We start from the raw sequence: 21,214 nt of genomic DNA, 5'->3' as shown, positions 1-21,214 counted from the left end.
CGCGGCGGAGACGTCGCGCTTTTTTATGGCGATGCTTCCCAGATTGCCTTCTCCAGTCTGGACATTTTTTGTACCCGGCGATAAAGTTGTTAGGGTTATTAAGGTTAGGTTGGTTAGTTGGGTTATTTTGGGGGGCGCAATGGTATCAAGGCAAACCGGACGTATTGAGAAGAAAAAAGACCGGGTGCTGTTTGACAGCGAGAGCGTGAAACTCACGCTTGCAAGAGGCGTTCGCGAGCCAAACAGCAAGCGCGAAGCCGGGCTGACCCTGCAGCTTGCGCTTCGCGGTGGCGTTTCCGGGCTGGAAGCGCTGCATACCCAACTCACTCATCTGCTAGAGGCAACCGAAGAGCTACAAACGCAGCAGCAGGCGCTGGAGCTTAATGACGGTTATGAAAAGCTGGTGGAACTCTATGGCGAGAAGCTTATCGGTGAGAGCGTGCTTGTCGCCCATGAACCCGCGGCCAGCTACACTGCAGATTCGTCAAAGCGTTACGCGGCACAAAGCAGTTTTCTTCCTCCGGCCCAGCAGTGCGAGGTGATTAACCAGGCCCGCCTGGCACAGGCGCGAGACAGGTTAACGGACGAAGGCTGGCTGACCACCCATGAAATCGCCATGCTGGGCGGCTACTCGACAAAAAATGTCTCGGCTCAGCCAACGCGCTGGAAGGCGGCTGGAAAAATTTTCTCGGTCATTAAACGCGGCGTCGGGAACGTCTATCCGCGCTATGGTCTGGATGAAAACTACCGTCCTCTGCCTGTGATGAAAGTCATTCTGGAAACCTTCGCTCAGCACAAAACGGCCTGGGGGCTGGCAGAATGGTTTGCGACCTCTAACGGCCTGCTGGCGGGAAAAACGCCTGCCGAAATGGTCTCTGCTTATCCGGCTAACGTGCTACAGGCCGCTGAATACGAGGTCAGGAGGCTACAGGATGGCGCCGAAGGATGAGGCCAAAACGAAAGGACTTTTTGGCGAGCCAGTGTTGCTTGCCCCTGAACTTCCTGAGCCGGGAGACGCGATCCCGATTTTTAAAGAAACTTTACCGGCGGGAAAGGTCCTTTATCGCTGTCATGCCCTTACCTGGCCTGGAAACAGTTTCAATCCAGGGCGTGAACTGACCGGCAACGATTACGGTGCCAGGTTCAGCCCTTTTAAAGATATACAGGGGCGGCTGGTGCCAAGCCTGTATGCGGCAGACAGCATCACAGGGGCGCTGGCCGAAACGCTTTTTCACGACCTGATTGGCGGCGAGCGGCGGGGCTTTTTATCCATCAGGCCGTGGCGGCACTGGGGAATGAGTCAACTGGTGCTCAGGCGAGAGATGACGCTGGTGACGCTTAAAACAGCAGACCTCTACCGGATGGGGTTATCAAAGCAGTTTTTTCTGTTAAGCGATCGCCTGGTTTACCCGCAAACGCAGCGCTGGGCGCGTGCGATTCACGATCAAAATCCCGCCATTGACGGCATGGTCTGGAAATCCCGACAGCATGATGACAGCAGTGCTTTCCTTTTTTATGGCGACAGAACCCGTCCTGAGGATTTAGCGTTGCAACGTGAAGCTTGTGGGATATTTTCAACGCCAGAAGTGGTTGAAGAGATTGTGAAGATGGCGGACAGGCTCGGCATTGTGCTCAGCGACGAGTAGTTCGCTTTGGCAATCCTTCACACTCGGCATCACGATTAATTTTTTATTGCAATCCTCACTCCCCGCAAATGGGAAAAGCATGCTAAATATTAGTTTTCCTTCGCTAAGTAACGTGCCGCCGATGTTAAAGCCAACTCTTATTCTGGTTGCCCTCTCTTTCTGTGCCAGTTCGTTTGCGCAGCAGCAGGATGTTTTGCCGCCCACCTGGACCAGCCAGCTTGGGGTGGGAATGAACGTTGACTGGGCATTAACAGAGCGAGGCATCCGCGAATTTGACCCTCTGACGGTGCGTGACTTTCAGCAGCGAGGCTTTGGCCACGTCCGCATTCGCATTGCCGGGCCGATAACCCATCAGAAACTGGTGCATTTACGGCGCATCGTGGATGCCTGCGAGCAGTACCATATCGTGCCGGTGATCAGCTACCGGGCTGCGGAGCTGAAAGCGAAGCCGACCGCTGAAAATGCGGAAGATATTGTGGAGTGGTGGACGACCGTGGCGCGCTTTTTTGCCAAAAATGACGACTCGCTGGTGTTCGATATAATCGGGCAGCCGGAGGAGAAACTCAGCGCCAACCCTCAGTTGCTCAACCAGATTTACGACAAAACCGTGAAGGCGATTCATAAAATCAGCCCTCAGCGCCATATCTTTGTTGCGCCACGCAACCACGCCTCCCCGGAAGCGCTGGCCACGCTTAAAATTCCTGAATCCCGCCACGGACTGGTCATGGCTGACTGGCACCTGATGCCGGGCGGCCCAAAAAACTGGAACGGCAAAACATGGAACGGAAAAAACCAGTGGACGACGGGGACGGATGCTGAAAAAGCGGCTATCCACGCCCGCATCGAAACCGCCGTGCACTGGCAGCAGAAAACCGGCCATCTTTCCTGGGTCGGGAACTGGTCTCCTGGCAGTAAATTACCGGTCGATCAGCAGGTTGCGATGGCGACGTTTGTCGCCTGTGAATTACAAAAAGCGCAGATTCCGTATGCAGTCAACGGCGATGAAAAATTCTACGATGGGGAAGAGGGCGCCTGGCGGCCTGATATGGCGCCATTGCTGGACGCTATTCTGAAGCCTCAGTGTCAGTAATTATCACTCAGCGTGAATTATCTGTTGCTGCACTTCGGGTAATTATGTATTTTTATGCAAATTAACTGCATAAAAACATCATATATCCAGGGGCTTCTATGTTTACTAAAGCGATGAAATCAGTAGTGGCTGGCGGGTGTTTGCTCGCGGCATTGTTCAGTTCTGCTCAGGCGCTGGCGCAGACCTACGTTGTGGGTTCCGGCGGCACCTACCGCCCGTTTGAATACGAAAACAGCCAGAAACAGCTGGAAGGTTTCGATATCGACATCATCAAAGCCATCGCTAAAGCCGAAGGGTTTGATATCAAGCTGGTTAACACGCCGTGGGAAGGTATCTTCGCCACGCTGAACTCCGGCGATCGCGACATCATCATTTCCGGTATCACCATCACCGACAAGCGTAAAGCGATGGTCGATTTCTCCACGCCGTACTTCCCGGCAGAGCAATCCATCGTGGTGCCGACCGACTCTAAAGTAGATTCTGTTACCTCGCTGAAAGGCAAAAAAGTGGGCGTGGTTAACTCCAGCACTGGCGACATTGTGGTGTCCGACGTTCTGGGTAAAAACAGCACCGACATCAAGCGCTTTGACAACACGCCGCTGATGCTGCAGGAACTGACTGAAGACGGTATCGACGCCGCCGTGGGCGACGTGGGCGTGGTGAAGTACTACATCAAATCCCACCCGGAAAAACCGCTGAAGCTGGTACCGGACAGCAAGTTTGAGCGTCAGTACTTCGGCATCGCGGTTGCCAAAGGTAATACCGAGCTGAAAGGCAAAATCGACGCCGGCCTGAAGAAAATCATCGCCGACGGCACCTACGCTAAAATTTACGCCACCTGGTTCGACAACAACGTTCCAACCCTCCCGGCAGAGTAATTATCAATCGGGGCCGTTCCGGCCCCAAAAAGGACAGGTATGACCGGATTTCGCTGGGAGATAATCTCAGAATACGCGCCGTTGTTTATGCAGGGCGCGCTGATGACCATCAAGTGCACCATTATCTGCGTGATTTTAGGCACGACCTGGGGGCTGCTGCTGGGGCTGGGGCGTATGGCTCACGCCGATGACGGCCCGTGGAAGCACGTGCTGCGTTATGCCGTGCAGTGGCCAGTGCGCGTTTACGTCAGCGCGTTTCGCGGCACGCCTCTGTTCGTGCAGATCATGGTGGTTCACTTTGCGCTGGTGCCGCTGTTTATAAACCCGCGCGACGGGATCATGATCACCAGCGGGATGATGTCCGTGGACTTTGCCCGCGACCTTCGCTCCGAATACGGCGCGTTTCTCTCCTGCGTGGTGGCGATCACCCTTAACGCCGGGGCCTATGTGTCCGAGATTTTCCGCGCCGGTATTCAGTCCATCGACAAAGGGCAGATGGAAGCGTCACGCGCGCTGGGTATGGGCTGGGGCAAAACGATGCGTAAGGTTATTCTGCCGCAGGCGTTCCGCCGCATCCTGCCGCCGCTGGGCAACAACGCGATTGCCATTGTGAAAGACTCGTCGCTGGCATCCGCCATCGGTCTCGCCGACCTGGCCTACGCGGCGCGTACCGTTTCCGGCGCTTATGCGACTTACTGGGAACCGTACCTGACCATCTCCGTGGTGTACTGGGTGCTGACATTCCTGCTTTCGCTGCTGGTGCAACATATGGAAAAGAGGTTTGGCAAAAGTGATTCACGTTAAGGATTTACAGAAACAGTTTGGCAAAACTCACGTGCTGCGCGGTATCTCCTGCGATATCGCGCCTCAGGAAGTGGTTTGCGTGATTGGCCCTTCCGGCTCCGGCAAAAGTACGTTTCTGCGCTGCCTGAACGCGCTGGAAAAACCGGACGGCGGCGAAGTCGTAGTCAACGGTTTTGCGGTACACGACCCAAAAACTAATCTCAACACGCTGCGCGAAGGCGTGGGCATGGTGTTCCAGCGTTTTAACCTGTTCCCGCACATGACGGTGCTGGAAAACCTGATCATGGCACCCATGTCGCTGAAAGGGCTGTCCAAAGCGGAAGCGGTAAACCGCGCCGAAAAGCTGCTGCAAAAGGTCGGCCTGCTGGACAAAATCGATGCCTGGCCTTCGAGCCTCTCCGGTGGCCAGCAGCAGCGCGTGGCGATTGCCCGTGCGCTGGCGATGGAGCCGTCGATAATTCTGTTCGACGAGCCAACTTCAGCGCTGGATCCTGAGCTTGTCGGCGAAGTGCTGGCGGTGATGAAACAGTTGGCGCAGGAAGGGATGACGATGATTATCGTGACCCACGAAATGGGCTTTGCCCGCGAAGTGGCGGACCGGGTGATCTTCATTGACCAGGGTGTGATTCAGGAACAGGGCGTGCCGGCGCAGATCTTTAGCGCCCCGCAAAACCCGCGAACTCAGGCCTTCCTTAGCAAGGTTCTGTAAAAAAGGGCGCTTATGCGCCCTTTAACGTTGCTGACAAAGAGGGAAAAAGCGTGGTTTTTTCCTCTTTGTGGTTATCAGCCGAAAATCAACAAATTGATTTTCCTGTTTTTTAACGAGTCGTCTGGTTTTCTTCTATCACCAGCGTTTTTTAGCAGTAAAAAGGTCGCTTAAGCGCCCTTTCTATTGCCTATGCAAACTGGCGGATATGCCGGTCGATAAGCGCCAGCAGCTTCTGGTTATCCACGGTTTGCAGCAGCTTCACCGGCTTGCCCTGCGGCGCGTCAACGTTCACCGTCAGCCGCAAATGTTCCGGGCCATACCGCAGGGTTCTGCCGCGGCTCAGCCCGCTCAGCGACACATCCACATAATCCTCCGCCCAGCTCACCAGCTCGGGCTCAAGCAGCCAGGCAACGGTCAGCACATCGTGGATCCAGCAGCCCGGCAGTTGGCGAGTTTGCATGGAAAAATCCATCCACGGGCGAATGGTGTCCACGAGAAAACGGCTCAGGCGGTTATCGCAGGTGGCGAGCGCATCTAAATCCTGGTGAGTCATCATGGTTTGGGTGGTGACGTCCATCGGCACCAGAACGATGTTTGCGCCGCTGGTCAGCACGGCGTGTGCGGCCTCCGGGTCAACGCCGAAGTTGGTATCCTTCAGGTAGCCGTCAACGTTAAACACGCCGCCCATGATGACAATCTCTTTTACCGCGCTCGCCATCTGCGGGTAAAGCTGCAAAGCCAGCGCCACGTTGGTCAACGGGCCGATAGCTATCAGCGTGATTTCACCAGGATTTGTACAGATAAGTTCGCCCATCTTATGCACCGCCAGCGGGGCAACTTCGGCCAGCATTTGCGGGGCAGTAACGTCCTTCCACAGGTGGCGCAGACCCACTTTATCGACTTTGTGATCCAGATGTTCCCGCCACGGTGCTGAAGGCTCGATCAGCGCACGCGAAGCGCCGCGGGCGACCTCAACGGCCATGCCCAGGCGAGCGACTAAATCAGAGGCGACGGCGTAGCCCACTTCGCTTGGCGTATTGCCGGACACGGTGGTAATAAGCTCCAGAGAAATCTCCGGCGCCGCAAGCGCCAGGGCAAGGGCCAGACCGTCGTCTACGTTAGCCCCGGCAACGCCGTTACCCGGATCGCAATCGATAATTAAACGCTTCATGTTACTTATAACTTCCTGCTGTGGTGAGGGAGTGACAGCCGCAGGACTCGCCAATCTCCAGCTCAAAATCAAATTCGTGTTTATGCGGCTGCCCGTCCCACTTTTTCAGCATTTCGATGGCTTTTTTTGCCATTTTCGTGACGGGCTGGCGAACCGTCGTCAAAGAGGGAACGTTGAAGGCCGATTCCAGGGTGCCGTTGAAGCACACCAGGGCGAGGTCTTTCGGCGCGGAAAGCCCGTGTTCAGACAGTGCTCTCAGGCAGCCAAAGGCCTGTTGTTCATTGGTGGCAAACAGCGCCCGAGGCAATTCGCCAGCCAGCATTTGCTTTGTGGCATCGTAGCCGCCCTGGCGAGTGTAATCCGTTGAAAAAATCCATTCAGGGTGCACGGTAAGGCCCGCTTCTTCCAGCGCCAGCCGCCAGCCGCTGATGCGATCCTGAGTGTTTAGCATCTCCTGTGGCCCGCAAATAATGGCGATATCGCGATAGCCGTGCTCAATCAGATGGCGGGTTGCGCGCCGTGCGGCGTGCTGCTCGTTAACCTGAATCGAGCAAACGTTCAGCTCCGGCTCAACCCTGTCCAGCATCACGCAAGGCGTACCGCTGGCCTGGATAAGATCGATGTAAGGATGCCTGTCGACGCTGGTATAAATCAGCCCGTCCACCTGGCGATGTAGCAGGTTATTGATAAGCTCCAGCTCGCGGGCGCGATCGTCACCGGAATCCCCCAGCAAGAGCACCCGGCCATCGGCAAAAGCCTCCTGCTGGAGCGCGTGCGCCATGGACGAGATAAACGGGTTGGCAATATTGGGCACGACTAAACCGTAGGTGCGCGTGGTGCCGCTGGCCAAAGCCCTGGCAATGCCGTTCGGGCGGTAGCCGGTTTTCTTGATGGCGGCGAGCACGCGCTCACGCGTCGCCTGCGCGACCGGACGCGGGCCGTTGTTAATCACGTAGCTGACGACCGCGACGGAAGTCCCTGCTTCTTTGGCGACTTCAGCGCGGGTAACGCGGTGTACTTGAGGCTTAGTCACTGAATACCTGCTTTATTTGGCTGGCGGGCGATAAACGGAGCCACAGCATAAAGCTTTGCTCCGTAAAAATCGCCGTCAACTCTGTGACAAATCAAATAGCGTCTTCCGGCAGATTAAGGTCGCGACCTCGGGTCTCAGGTGCAAAGAAGGTGGTCACCAGCCCAATGCCCGCCATCACTGCAAAGTAGAGCGCGATAGGCCACCAGTGCCCGGTCCAGGAGAGCAGCGCGGCGGCAATCAGCGGTGCAGTTCCGCCGGAAAGCATCGACCCCAGCTCTTTGGCAAACGCCATCTTGGTATAGCGGTTTGTCACGCCGAAAAGCTCCACGCCCCAGGCGGCCTGCACACCGAAAATGCCCAGCGAAGCCAGCCCCATGCCGACAACGATGGTTGGAATAACGATCATCGGCTCGCGTGAGTCCAGCAGCATAAAGGCCGGGAAAGCGTAGATAATCAGCAGCAGGCAGAACCAGCGGTAAACGATCCGGCGGCCAAAGCGGTCGGAGAGCCAGCCGGCAAAAGGAATAATGGCGAAGCCCAGCACCGAGGCGATCAGCACCGCCAGCGTGGGGACGGATTTATCCACTGCCAGCACTTTGGCGACGTAGCCAATGATAAAACCCTGGGCGAGATAAGAAGGGCCGTTTTCACCAATGCGTAGCCCGACCATGGTCCAGAAGGCGCGGGTCCGCTGCCAGAAGCTGCGAGGATCTTTCTGCTGCTCGGCCAGCCCCTTTTCCCGTACCTGTTTACGCTCGGCTTCCAGCAGCGCTTTTTGGCGCTCAAACACCGGGGTTTCACGCAGATGCTGGCGAATAATCAGGGCAACAGCGGCAATCAACATGCTGCACAGGAACGGAATACGCCAGCCCCAGGCAAGCAGCGTCTCTTTATCCATCTGCAGCACCAGTAGCCAGGTCAGAGAAGCCAGCAGCGTGCCGCTGTTGGAGCCCAGCCCGATAATGGATGACACCAGGCCACGGCGTTTCACTGGCGCATATTCACCCAGCATGACGGTACCGCCGGACAGCTCCGCACCCGCGCCAAGCCCCTGGGCAAAACGCAGAATCACAAGGCAGGTTGGCGCCCAGACGCCAATTTGCGCGTAGCTTGGGATCAGGCCAATAAGCGTAGTGGAGCAGCCCATCAGCGCAATGGTAATGACCATCACCATTTTTCTGCCGTAGCGGTCGCCCAGCCAGCCAAACAGCAGGGCGCCTATTGGCCGGGCAACAAAGCCCACGGAGTAAGCGGCAAAGCTGGAGAGCAGCGCCATGACGGGCGTGGCATCCGGGAAGAACACATCGCCAAAGATGATCCCGGCCGCCAGGCCATAAAGCGCGAAGTCCGCGTATTCCATCGTGGTGCCGAGCCAGCAGGAGAAGGTGGCGCGAATAAAATCACGTTTACCTTCCGGCGTGGCCAGACGCTCTTCTGCCGCGTGTTGCGCCGAGGCCGGAGGAGGGGAGAAAGTGCTTGTCGTCATTAGAGTTCTCACAGAGATCGAACGTTATCTGTTGGCGAAGATGCCATTTTTAATCATTTCTCGCAGTGTATCTACGCGCGTAGATTGATCAAATAATTAAACCGGAAGTGAGAGTAAGGTAACTAAATGACAAAAATATGACGGGGAAGGTGACCCTCACCCTAACCCTCTCCCTGGAAGGGAGAGGGGACAGAACAGCATTCAGGCCAAAGATGCGGGTTTCTTCCGGCCCTTATTAGGAGAGGGGCCGATCGGGAGCAAAATATGCCGGGGTTTTCTCCCTCTCCCCTTTGGGGAGAGGGCTGGGGTGAGGGGAAAGATCAGCGAGCCTTCGCTAAATACTGCGCCATCTCAGCCTCAGGAACCATACCGCCTCCGGTGGCCCAGACCAGGTGCGTCGCGTTATCAAGCTGTTGGGCGCTGAAGCCCTGCAGCTCATGGTAAGACGTCGTCGCGCACACGCGCTGCGGCCCGGCCATACCAGCCAGGGCCGACGGCTCCAGGCGAATATTTTCCTCTTCAGCCAGCCAGCCTAGCAGGTTGTACAGCGTTTGATCGTCCACGGTATAGAAGCCGTCCAGCAGCCTTTGCATTGCTCTGCCGACAAAGCCGGAAGCCCGTCCCACGGCCAGACCGTCGGCGGCGGTTAGGTTATCTATCCCGATATCCTGCACGGAAAGCGCATCATGCAGGCCGGTATAAACCCCCAACAGCATGCAGGGGGAGTGGGTTGGCTCGGCAAAAATACAATGAACGTGGTCGCCAAAGGCCAGTTTCAGCCCAAACGCCACGCCACCGGGGCCGCCGCCGACGCCGCAGGGCAGATAGACAAACAAAGGGTGCTGCTCATCGACGGTAATAGCCTGTTGCGAGAATTGATCTTTTAGCCGTTGCCCGGCGACGGCGTAGCCAAGGAACAGCGTGCGGGAATTTTCATCATCGATAAAGAAGCAGTTGGCGTCAGCCTCGGCGGCTTTTCTCCCCTGCTCAACGGCAACCCCGTAATCTTCGGCGTATTCAACCACCTCCACGCCGTGGCTGCGCAGTTTAGCTTTTTTCCATTCGCGGGCGTCGGCGGACATATGCACCGTGACGCGGAAGCCAATTCTGGCGCTGATGATCCCAATCGACAGACCCAGGTTGCCGGTAGAGCCAACGGCGATGCTATAGCGGCTGAAAAACTCGCGTAATTCAGGAGAAAGCAACTTGCTGTAGTCATCTTCAGGACTCAGTAGGCCCGCCTCGGTAGCCAGTTTTTCCGCGTGAGTCAGGACTTCATAAATGCCCCCGCGAGCCTTAATCGAGCCAGAAATAGGCAGATGGCTGTCTTTTTTCAGCCACAGTTTACCGAAGAGCCGCTGCCCATTTTCTTTTTCCAGGCGCTTTTGCATCGCCGGAATGGCGGCCAGCTCTGACTCGATAATCCCACCGGCTGCGGCGGTTTCCGGGAATGCTTTGGCCAGATAAGGCGCAAAACGAGCCAGCCTGGCGTGCGCCTCTTTCACGTCCTGCTCAGTCAGGCCAACATGCGGTAAGCCTTCGGCAAGGGAGGTGGCTCCCGGATTAAACCAGGCCGTTTCGTTCAGGGCGGTAAGCTCGCTGAGCAGCGGAAATTTTTCGGTTAACGCGTGTAATTCTGTCGATTTCATAACGAGCCTCCTGGCGCTCAGATGATAAAGGAAAGCAGGAATGTGCCGGCCAGTGCAACTAAAGAAGCGATGAATGTCGCCGTGGTGTAGTACTTAAAGGTTTCATGGAGCGTCGCGCCGCAGTACTGCTTCACCAGCCAGAACAGCGAATCCGTCACAATGGTGCAGCCGATAGCGCCGGAGCCGATGGCGAGCGTCACAATCTCCGGACTGACGTTGGGATAGAGCGGCAGCAGCGGAGCAACGATAGCCGTGGCGCCCATCATCGCCACGGTCGCAGACCCGACGGCGGCGTGAAGGATAAGGGCAACCAGCCAGGCCAGCAGGATCGGATGCATATGCAGGCTGGAAAGGCTCAGCGCCAGGCTGTCTGCCATGCCGCTGGCCTTGAGAATGGCGTTAAACGCGCCGCCTGCCCCGATGATCATCAGGATATTCGCGATGGAGCCAAAGCCAGTTTCGGTGTGGCTCAGCAGCGTAGCGATACCCATGTTCTGACGCAGGCCCAGCAGATAATAGGCCACGAAAACGGCGATAAACATGGCGGTAATCGGGTTGCCGATAAACTCCAGCGCGGTATAAGCCGTGCTGCCCGGGGTCATGTTCAGCTCAGCGAGCGTCTTCGCCAGCATCAGGCCAATGGGTAGCAGCACGGTAAACAGCGTGGCGCTCAAGGACGGCAGAGAAGCCGCATCGCGCGTTTGCAGATATGAAAATTCGACGGGAACGGATTTAAACGGCAGACGCTTGCCCAGGCATTTCAGAAAGAGCGGGCCACCCACCAGAGACGCCAGCAGGCCAACCGCTAAGCCATACACAATCACGGTGCCTACATCGGCGCCGAGTTTATTGGTCACAAACAGCGCCGCCGGATGTGGGGGCACCACGCAGTGAACGGCCATCAGCGCGGTACACAGCGGGATCGCCAGTTTCAGCAGCGAAGTGTGGGTCTTTTTGGCGATGGAAAAGGCCAGCGGGATGAGCAGCACCACGCCAACCTCAACGAACAACGTAATGCCGCAAATCAGGCCGACCAGTACCATAATCACGTCGGCGGAAAGCCAGCGGCAGCGCTGCAGCGCCAGGCCAATGCGTTCGGCGGCGCCGGAGACTTCCATCATTTTTCCCAGAATGGTCCCCAACCCGATGACCGCGGCTAAAAAGCCGAGTGTGCCGCCGATGCCGCTTTCCACTGCGTTGACCATCTCCAGCGGGCCCATGCCCATCATCACGCCGACGAAAAAGCTCGCCAGCAGCAGCGCGAGGAAAGGATGAAGCTTCAGTTTTATGATGGTCAACACGATTAACACTATGCTGGCAAGCAGCGTACCCACCACCCAGATTTGCGATCCCATTAGCCCTTCTCCTGTGCATCATTTGCGGGCTATTGGATAAAAATCCATCCGGGCTGACAAACGATAAAACTGGCCTTTCACATGAGGTAAATTGAATCAATAGGGTGATTTGAGTCGAAATCAGGCGATGAAATGTGTTTCAGATTCGCTTTTATTCAACTAAATGCTGCTGGTTAGCCGCGGATTTTTTAAACTTGGCCGCTGGAATTGAGAGAGAGGTCACGATGGAAACGTCACGCGAGGGGCGAAATCGGTTATTAAACGGCTGGCAACTGTCGAAGCTGTACACTTTTGAGGTGGCGGCGCGCCATCAATCTTTTGCACTGGCGGCGGATGAACTGTCACTCAGCCCCAGCGCGGTTAGCCATCGGATAAACCAGCTGGAAGAGGAGCTGGGGATCCAGCTTTTTGTTCGCTCGCATCGTAAAGTGGAACTGACGCACGAAGGCAAGCGGGTGTTCTGGGCGCTGAAATCGTCTCTGGACACGTTGAACCAGGAGATTCTGGATATCAAAAACCAGGAACTCTCGGGGGTGCTGACCGTGTACTCCAGGCCGTCGATCGCCCAGTGCTGGCTGGTGCCCGCGCTGGGGGATTTCACCCAGCGCTACCCTGCTATCTCGTTAACTATTCTGACCGGGAACGACAACCTCAATTTACAGCGTGCGGGTATCGATCTGGCGCTCTATTTTGACGATGCGCCTTCCTCGCAACTGAGCCACCATTTTCTGATGGATGAGGCGATTCTGCCGGTTTGCAGCCCGGAATATGCCCGCCGCTTTGAACTCCATTCCCGGCCTGCTCAACTGCGCCACTGTACTTTGCTGCATGACCGGCAGGCGTGGAGCAATGATTCCGGCACCGATGAGTGGTACAGCTGGGCTCAGCAGTTTGGTATTGAACTCCCGGCCTCGACGGGCATAGGCTTCGATCGCTCTGACCTGGCGGTGATTGCCGCGATGAACCACGTTGGTGTAGCGATGGGGAGAAAAAGGCTGGTGCAAAAGCGGCTGGAGCGGGGCGAGCTCATCGCCCCGTTTGGGGAGAAAACGTTAAAATGCCATCAGCATTACTACATTTCGACCCTTACTGGCCGACAATGGCCGAAGATTGACGCTTTTGTTAGCTGGCTGAAAAACCTTGCCGAAGAGGCTAAATAACTAAACTGTCTCGCCATGATGCTGGAACCGCTGCGCCAGCGGCAGCCAGCAGCACAGGATCAGCACGCCCATCGCGGTCATCAGCATGCCGATGCTGTATTGCCCGGTTTGCGGCATCAGCGCGGAGAACCAGGCCATCACGCCGGAGCCGATGTTTTGCAGGCCGCCAACTAGCGCCCCTGCGGTACCGGCCAGGAACGGGAACGGCTCCATCGCGCCGCTGGTCGCCAGCGGGAACAGCATGCCTGCGCCGAAGAAGAACAGCGCCGCAGGTACCAGCAGTGTCCAGATATTCATGATGCCGAACCAGCCTGGGATCCACATCAGAATACCGGCGAACAGGCAGCTCAATACCGCCTGCCACATCAGGCTGGAGAAACGCACGTTCTGGCGGCCCGCGTACCAGGAGCCAAAAAACGCCGCCGGAATGGGCAGAATAAACAGAATGCTGACCACCACCCCGTTCAGGCCGAGTACGCCGCCCATCAGTACGCCGGAGCAGGCTTCAAACACCGCCACGCCCGCCAGGCCACCAACCAGCATCAGCAGATAGCAGTTGAAGGAGATATTGCCGAGCAGCATTTTGTAGCTGCGCATCAGGCGAGGCGGCGTGGCGTCTGCCGGGCGAGTTTCGGGCAGCCAGCGCCACATAGAAAACGCGACAATGGCACACAGCAGCAGCAGGAAACCGTAGCAGGCCCGCCAGCCCCAGACGCTGTCCAGCATCCCGCCAATAACCGGTGCCAGCAGCGGACTCACCAGAATGCCCATGTTCAGCAGGCTGTTGGCCTGGCGTAAATCACCGCCTTCGTAGAGATCGCGCGGCATGGTTCTCGCCATCACGCCCGCGACCCCGGTGCCCATGCCCTGCAGGGCGCTTGCCAGCACCAGAATATGCAAATTAGTGGTAAACAGTGCACCGAGCGTCGCCAGCATAAAAATCACCATGCCGGCGAGGATCACCGGGCGGCGGCCAATGCGATCGGAAAGCGGGCCATAAAACAGCTGAGACACGCCGTAGGTAAACAAATAGGCCGCCATCACGCGCTGAATCGCGCCGCTGCGCACGCCCATTTCATGAGCCATATCGGGAATAGAAGGAATATAAATCGTCTGTGTCATCTGCCCGACAGCAACCAGCAGAATCAACATCATCAGCAGGTGGATATTGGCTAACTTTCTCATGGCGTCCGATCGTTTACCTGAAAAAAGAGAGAGGCTTCGCAGCGTATTTTGCTGTGTATGTTTTGAAAGCGAGAGGAATCTATCACAACCTATGCAATAAGCCAGATGATGAGGCTGTTTTAACAGCAGAATTACGTGTCGGTTTGTAAAGCGAAAGCGGCAATTTTTATTGCCACCAAACGCCCATTTTTGCCCCGCAACGGTGCAATCTTCGTTAACCCTCAGAGAATTACATTTGTTTACAGGTTAAATACAAATGCGTATATTTCTCATCCGCATTTAATCGTGCGCGTCTTTATAAAAATCAAAAAAAGGTGCCGGCCACGGAAAACGCCGCAGCACTGCAAAAATGAGGGTTTAACATGGCATTTGTTAACTTCTCCAGGGATCGGTTCACGTTACGGGCAGGCGGCCCATCACTCCTGGCGGCGGCCATTGCGCTGGCGCTGCTGCCTTCTGCGCAGGCAGAAGACACCATCACGGTGAATACTCAGGCGGACAATCCGCTGGCGGGACAGGAACAGGATTACAGCGTCAAAACCACCACCACCGGCACCAAGCTGCTGCTGGTTCCTCGCGATATCCCGCAATCCGTCAGCGTCATCAGCCAGCAGCGTATTCAGGATCAGAACCTGCAAACCATCGGTGAGGTGCTGGATAACACCACCGGCATCAGCACCAAGCTGGTGGACAGCAGCCGAGCCACCTACTTTGCGCGCGGCTTCTTCATCAGCAACTATGCCTACGACGACATGCCCACGCAGGTTAGCGATGTCTGGGACTTCGGTGATACCGGCTCGGATACCGCCGTGTTTGAAAATATTGAAGTAGTGCGCGGCGCGGCGGGGCTGATGAGCGGCAGCGGCAATCCATCGGCGTACATCAACATGGTGCGCAAGCACGCCGACAGCCGCGAATTTAAAGGCAACGTGTCCGCCAGCTACGGTAGCTGGGACAAGCAGCGCTATGTGGCCGATCTTTCCGCGCCGCTGAGCGAGTCCGGCAACGTGCGGGGCCGCGTGGTTACCGGCTACCAGGACAACGACACCTGGCTGGACAAAAGCCACTACCGCAAGAAATTTATCTACGGCGTGGTGGATGCCGATTTGACCGACTCCACCACGCTTTCCGTCGGCTACGACTACCAGGAAAGCAATGACGACAGCCCGACCTGGGGCGGCCTGCCCACCTGGTATGCCGACGGCAGCCGGACGCACTTTAGCCGCAGCGCCACCACCGCGCCGGACTGGGCTTACTCCAACAAAGACGCCACCAAAGTGTTCGCCAACCTGGTCCAGCGCTTTGATAACGGCTGGGAAGCGCGTATCAACACGCTGCACGCCGAAACCAACTTCGACTCTAAGCTGATGTATGTCACCGGCTTCCCGGATAAAGTGACCGGCGCGGGCACCAGCGCCTATGGCGGCTGGAACCGGGGCGAGCGTAAACAGGATTCGGTGGATGCGTTTGTGCGCGGCGGCTTTGATCTGTTTGGCCGCCAGCACGAGCTGATGTTCGGCGGCAGTTACAGCCGCCAGCGTAACCACTACGACAACGCCATGCCGAACACCGGCTTGCCTTACGGCGGCATCGCGATGGACAGCTTCTACAGCAGCGTCGCAGACCCAAGCTGGTCATCCTTCTCGCTGTACAGCAAAGATGTGGTGCGCCAGCAGGCCGCCTACACCGCAGCGCGTTTCTCGCTGGCTGACCCGCTGCACCTGATTGTGGGCGCCCGCTATACCGAATGGGACGCGGACTACAATCCGTCCACCGCGCCGCAAACCAGCCTGAGCAGCAAAAAACACGACGTCACGCCGTACGCGGGGCTGGTTTACGACATCAATGACACCTGGTCGGCCTACACCAGCTACACCTCCATCTTTCAGCCGACCGACAAGCGCGACGTCAACGGCGATTACCTCGACCCAACCACCGGGAAGAGCTACGAAGCGGGCGTGAAAGCGGACTGGTTTAACACGCGCCTGACCACCTCGCTGGCGGTGTTCCGCATCGAACAGGACAAAGTTGCCCAGTCGCTCGGCACGCCGGTTAACGGCAACCCTGGTGAAACGGCGTATAAATCCGTGGACGGCACCGTGAGCCGCGGCGTGGAGTTTGAGCTGAACGGCGCGCTGACCGATAACTGGCAACTGACCTTCGGGGCTTCCCGCTATGTGGCAGATGACAATAACGGCGACGCTGTAAACCCTGACCAGCCGCGTACCACGATGAAGCTGTTCACCCGCTACCAGCTGCCGATGCTGCCGGAAGTGACCGTGGGCGGCGGTGTGAACTGGCAGAGTAAAACCTGGCAGGATGCCTACGGTCCGAACGGCAACACCCGCATCAAACAGGGCAGCTACGCGCTGGTGGATCTCTTCACCCGTTACCAGGTAACGAAAAACTTCGCCGTGCAGGGCAACATCAATAACCTGTTCGACAAAGAATATGAATCCTGGCTTTCCGACTATGTGGTTTATGGCGCCCCGCGCAGCTTCTCGCTGACGGCAAACTACAGCTTCTAAGCGTGACGGGGAGGTCAGTGACCTCCCTGACTACTTTCCCGCGCCAGCGCCAGGAAAGCGGCAAGCCCGGCAGAAGGATACCGCCTGCCGGAATAGTAAAGGCAAAGCCCCGGGAAGGGCGGGGTCCACGCTTCCAGCAGGCGCACCAGTTTGCCTGCGCGGATTTCATCGGCGACGTTTTGCTCCATGAAAAAGCCCAGTCCGATACCTTCCAGAACCGCCTCCCGCGCCAGAGAGGCTTCGTCCAGCGTCAGCGGCCCCTGCACATCGATTCGCGCGATTTCGCCCTGCTTTTCCAGATGCCAGCGGTAGAGCGAGCCATCCGGCAACCGGACGCGAATACAGGCGTGATTCAGCAAGTCGCCCGGCGTTAACGGCGCGCCGTGCTCCGCCAGATAAACCGGAGACGCGACAACGGCGAAGCGCTGCGGCTGGCCGAGAGAAAGCGCAATCATATCGGCAGGTACCAGCCCGGCTACGCGCACCCCAAGATCGAACCCTTCCGCAACGATATCAACCAGCTTTCCTTCAGTCACCATATCGACCTGCATCTCCGGATAGCGGCGTAAAAACTCAAACACCAGCGACGAAAGTACCTGGCGAGCGGCAAAAGGCGGCGCGTTGATGCGCAGCAGGCCGGACGGCGTATCGCGGTGCGCCCGCACGCTTTCAAGAGCGTCGTTCAGCCCCTGAAGAGACGGGCTAACTCTCTCAATAAACAGCCTCCCGGCCTCCGTCAGCGACACGCTACGGGTGGTGCGGTTAAACAGGCGTACGCCAAGTTCGGCCTCAAACTTTGCCAGCGTATGGCTGAGCGCCGTGGTTGAAACGCCGAGGTCGATAGCCGCCGCGCGGAAAGATCCCCGGCGGGCGATGGCCTGTACGGCTTCGATATCGCCGAGGGCTATGCGCGACATTGTCCCGATTCCTTCATCATTTCATCCCGGTTTGTCCCAATTGTTTAAATTATACCGCGTTCTTAGAGTAGTGATCCGACAGGTAAATCGACTTTCTGGAGAACGTAAGATGACTGACTTTTTGACACTGAAGGGCAAGAGAGCGCTGGTGACATCCGGCACGAAGGGGGCTGGGGCGGCGACCGTAGCGCTGTTCCGCGAGCTGGGCGCGCAGGTCATGACCGTGGCTCGCCATGCGCCTGAAAACGTTAATGACGATGAGTTTTTTGCGGCGGATCTCGCCACGCGTGAGGGCTGCGAGCAACTGGTAAAAGCGGTGCAGGCGCGTCTCGGGGGTGTGGATATCATCGTGCATATGCTCGGCGGCTCATCATCTCCCGCCGGAGGCTATGCGACGCTGGACGAAGCGCAGTGGCAGCACGAGCTGGCGCTTAACCTTTTCCCGGCGGTGCGGCTGGACAGGGCGTTGCTGCCGGGCATGACGGCGCAGGGCTCAGGCGTGATTATCCACGTCTCTTCGATTCAACGGATTTTACCGCTGCCGGAGGCAACCACGGCCTATGCCGCAGCCAAAGCGGCGCTTTCCGCCTATAGCAAAAGCTTGTCGAAAGAGGTTTCTCCGCTGGGCGTGCGGGTGCTGCGCGTGGCGCCGGGCTGGATTGAAACTGAGGCGTCTGTTCGCCTGGCGGAGCGGCTGGCGCTGCAGGCGGGCACGGATTATGAGGGCGGGAAGCAAATCATTATGGATTCGCTGGGCGGGATCCCGCTGGGTCGCCCGGCAAAACCAGAAGAAGTGGCTAACCTGATAGCCTTCCTGGCCTCAGACCGTGCCGCCGCGATTACCGGCACGGAGTACATCATTGACGGCGGAACGGTGCCGACCGTTTAGTAATGCACAGGCTGGCCAAAGCCGTCGCCGCTGTCGGTACTGTTATCCCTGCGGCCTCTGGCTTCCAGCTGGTCGGCGCGGATGCGGTCCCGGATATCCTGGCGCTGTTCCGGCGTCAGATAGCGGCTATTGTAGTAGGGATCGGGCCACGGGGAGCGCATAAAGCTGTCGTCCAGCCGCTGCCTGTCCTGGCGATCCATCCCTGAATTGTCCGATGACGAACAGGCGGCCAGCAGCAGCGGAGCCAGCAGAACGAGTGCATATTTAGAGGCCATTTTTCTTCCTGAAGCGGCAAGCAATGAAAGTGAGGCAGTATCGCGCATCGACATATTGATGTGCGTTATCTGTCGCCAATATTGCGCAGCTTATCACGAAATAGTGAGCCGCTCAGAATACCGACAGCGCCCGTGAACAGGCCATGCCGTGCTGATAAAGCTCGTCTGCGTAAAAGTCAGGTACCTGGCTCTCTTTAATCGCCTGGGCCACGGCGGCGACGTCATAATTTACCGTTTGGATAGCCAGTTTTAACTTCCCGTGATGGTAATGTCCCATCAGCCAGGTAGCCTGCGGTTCGCCGGGTTTTATTCGCCCGACCGCGCCGGTGTTGGCGACGGTAAACCTGCGGCCATCGCTGCGGACCAGCTCGCGAACATCCGCGTAGTGCGTATGCCCGGAAACCATCACGTCGAACTGATGTGCGGTTTGCCACTTCATTAGCTGGCTGCAGGAGAACTGGCGATGCACGTACTCGGACAGCGAATCCGGGCTGGCGTGGACCAGCAGAATTCTGAGCGGCCCGGCGTGAAACGCTCTCGACCGGGGTAGGGCACTGAGCCAGCGGCGATTCTCCTCTGTCAGCGTGCGTTTGCTCAAGGCAATCGCCTGTTCACGAGCCTGTTGCTCTGTCGCGGAGTGTTTGGCGAGCGGCGTGACCGGCTCGTCCATTGCCACGCGGCGGTCGTGGTTACCCATGACTACCGGAATCGCGCGGTGGCGAAGCAGCGTTATCACTTCGTTGGGCCATGGCGCGAAATCAACCAGATCGCCCAGGCACCAGATCTGCTGGATGTGGTGACGGTCAATGTCCTGCAAAATGGCCTCAAGTGCCGGTAAGTTGGCATGAACATCGCTGAAAAGTGCAAAACGGAAATCAACATCTTTAGCGTTCATTGAGCTGACTCCCGGCGCGATCCCGCACGGTGAAAACGACAACCAGAGCAATGAAGAAAGCGAACAGCGCGGCGCAAACCAGCATCAGCGAGAAGCCGTTGGCGTAGCTGTGGCGGATCAGCGAGCTTAGCGTCTGAGCCTGTTTCTCCGGCCACAGCGCAAGGGCGCGCTGCACATCTCCTGCCACAACCTGAGTAATAAAATCGTCGCGTACCGGCAGGTTGCTAGCCTGCATCGTTGAGGTCAGCACGTGACGCGTATGCCCGGCCAGAATGGCCCCCAGCAGCGCAAAACCTTGCAGAATGCCGGAGAAGCGCGCCGTGGTGCTGATCCCCGAAGCCATGCCCGCCCTTTCGTGAGGCACGGTGCCCATAATCGCCTTCTGCGTTTCGCCGTTAAGAATACCGCCGCCGCTGCCCAGCACGGCCATACCGGCGATAACCAGCCAGGGCCACTGCGCCAGCACGCCGCCGGCGATTATCAGGTTGCCGACGCCAACCAGCCCTAATCCAGCGGCTAAGATCCAGCGGGCAGCCATGCGATGTGCCATCCAGCGAGCCACCATCGGGAAGAACAACATAGCGAGGGCGAACGGCAGCATGCCGACCCCGGACGCCAGCGCGGTTTTACCCTCGACGTTTTGCAGCATCAGCGGCAGCAGCGAGGTCATTACCTGCGCCGTAGCCGCATAGGTAAACATGGCCAGCACTGCGCCAATAAACGGCAGCGAGCGGAACAGGCGGAGATCGAGCATTGGCTGGGCTTTGTAACGTTCGACCAGCGCAAAGAACAGAAAGAACCACGCCGAAGCGATAAAGCGCCCCATCACTTCGGGACTGCCCCAGCCGTGCTCCGGGGCGAGGATCAGCGCCCAGGTGAGAGAAAACATGGCGGCGATAAACAGCGAAATGCCATGTACATCCGGCTTACCGGCGGCAGGATTGCTGGACTCTTCGATGGTGCGCAGCACCGCCATCGCCAGCAGCAGGCAGATGGGAATGTTGATGTAGAACGCCCAGCGCCAGCCGAAATAGGCGCTGATGATGCCGCCGGCCAAAGGCGCGAGCACCATGGTGATGCCCATCATGCCGCCCCAGATGGCCCAGGCGCGGCCTCTGGCCTGCGGTTCGCGGAAGGTGTGGCCGATGATCGCCAGCGCGGGTGCCAGCAAGAACGCCGAGCCGACGCCCTGCAGCGCGCGGGCAATATTCAGCATCAGGATAGTGGTGGCTGCCCCGCAGGCGAGAGACGCCAGGGCAAACAGGGCGATGCCGAATAAAAAGATTCGCCGTCTGCCGAAGCGGTCCGCCAGCGAACCGGCGGGCAGCAAAAGGGAAGAGAAGCACAGCACGTAGGCGCCGATCACCCACTCCATATCGGCAAACGTGGCGTCCAGCCCGCGGGCGATGGTCGGCAACACGACGCCAACGATATTTGTGTCGATGACCGTCATCGCGCAGCCCATGGAAGCAACCAGCAGCACGGTGGTGTCGTTTTTGGCCACGGGCGCGGCCAGCACAGTAGACATAAAAGCTCCGAAAACG

At 57.7% G+C, this 21,214-nt stretch carries 19 protein-coding genes; 9 read left to right on the top strand and 10 right to left on the bottom strand.

Translation table 11 applies throughout. From position 1 onward, the window contains the following. The first annotated feature begins 139 nt into the window (after nt 1–139). From F3J26_RS15965 to F3J26_RS15940, 6 genes are all read left to right on the top strand, one after another. On the top strand, nt 140–949 hold the full coding sequence (locus F3J26_RS15965) for a hypothetical protein (RefSeq protein ID WP_166994816.1): 810 nt from the start codon (nt 140–142) through the stop codon (nt 947–949). Continuing rightward, entirely contained in the window at nt 933–1,646 is a 714-nt protein-coding gene (locus F3J26_RS15960; RefSeq protein WP_166994814.1) for an RES domain-containing protein, read from the top strand. The genes F3J26_RS15965 and F3J26_RS15960 overlap by 17 nt, the downstream gene beginning before the upstream one ends. A 121-nt stretch (nt 1,647–1,767) precedes the next feature. Beyond that, entirely contained in the window at nt 1,768–2,736 is a 969-nt protein-coding gene (locus tag F3J26_RS15955; RefSeq protein ID WP_166994812.1) for a cellulase family glycosylhydrolase, read from the top strand. 113 nt (nt 2,737–2,849) lie between these two features. Further along, nucleotides 2,850–3,614 (top strand): basic amino acid ABC transporter substrate-binding protein, encoded by a 765-nt coding sequence (locus tag F3J26_RS15950; protein ID WP_085938922.1) that lies wholly within the window; start codon nt 2,850–2,852, stop codon nt 3,612–3,614. 39 nt (nt 3,615–3,653) lie between these two features. Beyond that, complete coding sequence (locus F3J26_RS15945; protein ID WP_008460679.1) at nt 3,654–4,418, top strand: amino acid ABC transporter permease; 765 nt, start codon at nt 3,654–3,656, stop codon at nt 4,416–4,418. Further along, entirely contained in the window at nt 4,405–5,127 is a 723-nt protein-coding gene (locus tag F3J26_RS15940; protein WP_008460680.1) for an amino acid ABC transporter ATP-binding protein, read from the top strand. Before F3J26_RS15945 ends, F3J26_RS15940 begins: the two co-directional genes overlap by 14 nt. 187 nt (nt 5,128–5,314) lie before the next feature. Here the strand turns inward: F3J26_RS15940 and F3J26_RS15935 are convergent, their stop codons facing one another. From F3J26_RS15935 to dsdX, 5 genes are all read right to left on the bottom strand, one after another. Beyond that, a complete protein-coding gene (locus F3J26_RS15935; protein ID WP_166994809.1) occupies nt 5,315–6,298 on the bottom strand; it encodes a nucleoside hydrolase in 984 nt (327 codons plus the stop codon). Nucleotide 6,299: 1 nt separating this feature from the next. After that, nucleotides 6,300–7,331 (bottom strand): LacI family DNA-binding transcriptional regulator, encoded by a 1,032-nt coding sequence (locus F3J26_RS15930; RefSeq protein WP_008460682.1) that lies wholly within the window; start codon nt 7,329–7,331, stop codon nt 6,300–6,302. A 91-nt stretch (nt 7,332–7,422) separates the two neighbouring features. Beyond that, entirely contained in the window at nt 7,423–8,817 is a 1,395-nt protein-coding gene (locus tag F3J26_RS15925) for an MFS transporter (protein ID WP_166994807.1), read from the bottom strand. A gap of 320 nt (nt 8,818–9,137) precedes the next feature. Beyond that, nucleotides 9,138–10,466: a D-serine ammonia-lyase gene (gene dsdA / locus F3J26_RS15920; protein ID WP_166994805.1), complete on the bottom strand. Its 1,329-nt coding sequence runs from the start codon at nt 10,464–10,466 to the stop codon at nt 9,138–9,140. 17 nt (nt 10,467–10,483) lie between these two features. Next, nucleotides 10,484–11,821: a D-serine transporter DsdX gene (gene dsdX / locus F3J26_RS15915; protein WP_008458762.1), complete on the bottom strand. Its 1,338-nt coding sequence runs from the start codon at nt 11,819–11,821 to the stop codon at nt 10,484–10,486. A gap of 224 nt (nt 11,822–12,045) precedes the next feature. Between dsdX and dsdC the strand changes: the two genes are divergently transcribed. Next, nucleotides 12,046–12,981, top strand: a complete 936-nt coding sequence (gene dsdC / locus F3J26_RS15910; protein ID WP_166994803.1) for a DNA-binding transcriptional regulator DsdC — start codon at nt 12,046–12,048, stop codon at nt 12,979–12,981. Here dsdC and emrD read toward each other — a convergent pair whose 3' ends face one another. Beyond that, nucleotides 12,982–14,166, bottom strand: a complete 1,185-nt coding sequence (gene emrD, locus F3J26_RS15905) for a multidrug efflux MFS transporter EmrD (RefSeq protein ID WP_166878713.1) — start codon at nt 14,164–14,166, stop codon at nt 12,982–12,984. Between the two features lie 362 nt (nt 14,167–14,528). On the opposite strand from emrD, the gene fhuE reads away from it, so the two are divergent. Further along, nucleotides 14,529–16,694, top strand: coding sequence for a ferric-rhodotorulic acid/ferric-coprogen receptor FhuE (fhuE, locus tag F3J26_RS15900; protein WP_166994801.1), 2,166 nt, complete (start codon nt 14,529–14,531; stop codon nt 16,692–16,694). 14 nt (nt 16,695–16,708) lie between these two features. Here the strand turns inward: fhuE and F3J26_RS15895 are convergent, their stop codons facing one another. Next, nucleotides 16,709–17,611 (bottom strand): LysR family transcriptional regulator, encoded by a 903-nt coding sequence (locus tag F3J26_RS15895; protein WP_166994799.1) that lies wholly within the window; start codon nt 17,609–17,611, stop codon nt 16,709–16,711. A gap of 109 nt (nt 17,612–17,720) precedes the next feature. Between F3J26_RS15895 and F3J26_RS15890 the strand changes: the two genes are divergently transcribed. Then, nucleotides 17,721–18,500 (top strand): oxidoreductase, encoded by a 780-nt coding sequence (locus F3J26_RS15890; protein WP_166994797.1) that lies wholly within the window; start codon nt 17,721–17,723, stop codon nt 18,498–18,500. On the opposite strand, the gene F3J26_RS15885 is transcribed toward F3J26_RS15890, so the two are convergent. The 3 genes from F3J26_RS15885 to F3J26_RS15875 all read right to left on the bottom strand — a co-directional run bounded on the left by F3J26_RS15885 (nt 18,497) and on the right by F3J26_RS15875 (nt 21,198). Continuing rightward, the gene (locus F3J26_RS15885; RefSeq protein ID WP_166994795.1) at nt 18,497–18,775 is read right to left on the bottom strand and encodes a hypothetical protein; all 279 of its coding nucleotides are present in this window, start codon (nt 18,773–18,775) and stop codon (nt 18,497–18,499) included. The two genes, F3J26_RS15890 and F3J26_RS15885, sit on opposite strands and share 4 nt — an antisense overlap. A gap of 112 nt (nt 18,776–18,887) precedes the next feature. After that, complete coding sequence (locus F3J26_RS15880; RefSeq protein ID WP_166994793.1) at nt 18,888–19,670, bottom strand: metallophosphoesterase family protein; 783 nt, start codon at nt 19,668–19,670, stop codon at nt 18,888–18,890. Then, nucleotides 19,660–21,198 (bottom strand): MFS transporter, encoded by a 1,539-nt coding sequence (locus F3J26_RS15875; protein ID WP_166994791.1) that lies wholly within the window; start codon nt 21,196–21,198, stop codon nt 19,660–19,662. Before F3J26_RS15875 ends, F3J26_RS15880 begins: the two co-directional genes overlap by 11 nt. Nucleotides 21,199–21,214 lie beyond the last annotated feature (16 nt).

Origin of the sequence: Enterobacter sp. Ap-867 (genome assembly GCF_011752855.1) — a bacterium.
In the GTDB taxonomy this organism is placed as follows: Bacteria; Pseudomonadota; Gammaproteobacteria; order Enterobacterales; family Enterobacteriaceae; genus Cedecea.
This window is presented reverse-complemented; position numbering and strand designations above follow the sequence as displayed.

Excerpts from the sequence above, each read along its gene's own strand:
- F3J26_RS15955 (WP_166994812.1), top strand. The coding sequence starts at position 1,768 with ATGTTAAAGCCAACTCTTATTCTGGTTGCCCTCTCTTTCTGTGCCAGT.
- F3J26_RS15965 (WP_166994816.1), top strand. The coding sequence starts at position 140 with ATGGTATCAAGGCAAACCGGACGTATTGAGAAGAAAAAAGACCGGGTG.
- F3J26_RS15895 (WP_166994799.1), bottom strand. The coding sequence starts at position 17,611 with ATGTCGCGCATAGCCCTCGGCGATATCGAAGCCGTACAGGCCATCGCC.
- dsdA (WP_166994805.1), bottom strand. The coding sequence starts at position 10,466 with ATGAAATCGACAGAATTACACGCGTTAACCGAAAAATTTCCGCTGCTC.
- F3J26_RS15885 (WP_166994795.1), bottom strand. The coding sequence starts at position 18,775 with ATGGCCTCTAAATATGCACTCGTTCTGCTGGCTCCGCTGCTGCTGGCC.
- F3J26_RS15880 (WP_166994793.1), bottom strand. The coding sequence starts at position 19,670 with ATGAACGCTAAAGATGTTGATTTCCGTTTTGCACTTTTCAGCGATGTT.
- F3J26_RS15945 (WP_008460679.1), top strand. The coding sequence starts at position 3,654 with ATGACCGGATTTCGCTGGGAGATAATCTCAGAATACGCGCCGTTGTTT.
- emrD (WP_166878713.1), bottom strand. The coding sequence starts at position 14,166 with ATGAGAAAGTTAGCCAATATCCACCTGCTGATGATGTTGATTCTGCTG.
- F3J26_RS15875 (WP_166994791.1), bottom strand. The coding sequence starts at position 21,198 with ATGTCTACTGTGCTGGCCGCGCCCGTGGCCAAAAACGACACCACCGTG.
- dsdX (WP_008458762.1), bottom strand. The coding sequence starts at position 11,821 with ATGGGATCGCAAATCTGGGTGGTGGGTACGCTGCTTGCCAGCATAGTG.
- F3J26_RS15935 (WP_166994809.1), bottom strand. The coding sequence starts at position 6,298 with ATGAAGCGTTTAATTATCGATTGCGATCCGGGTAACGGCGTTGCCGGG.
- fhuE (WP_166994801.1), top strand. The coding sequence starts at position 14,529 with ATGGCATTTGTTAACTTCTCCAGGGATCGGTTCACGTTACGGGCAGGC.
- F3J26_RS15950 (WP_085938922.1), top strand. The coding sequence starts at position 2,850 with ATGAAATCAGTAGTGGCTGGCGGGTGTTTGCTCGCGGCATTGTTCAGT.
- dsdC (WP_166994803.1), top strand. The coding sequence starts at position 12,046 with ATGGAAACGTCACGCGAGGGGCGAAATCGGTTATTAAACGGCTGGCAA.
- F3J26_RS15960 (WP_166994814.1), top strand. The coding sequence starts at position 933 with ATGGCGCCGAAGGATGAGGCCAAAACGAAAGGACTTTTTGGCGAGCCA.
- F3J26_RS15925 (WP_166994807.1), bottom strand. The coding sequence starts at position 8,817 with ATGACGACAAGCACTTTCTCCCCTCCTCCGGCCTCGGCGCAACACGCG.
- F3J26_RS15890 (WP_166994797.1), top strand. The coding sequence starts at position 17,721 with ATGACTGACTTTTTGACACTGAAGGGCAAGAGAGCGCTGGTGACATCC.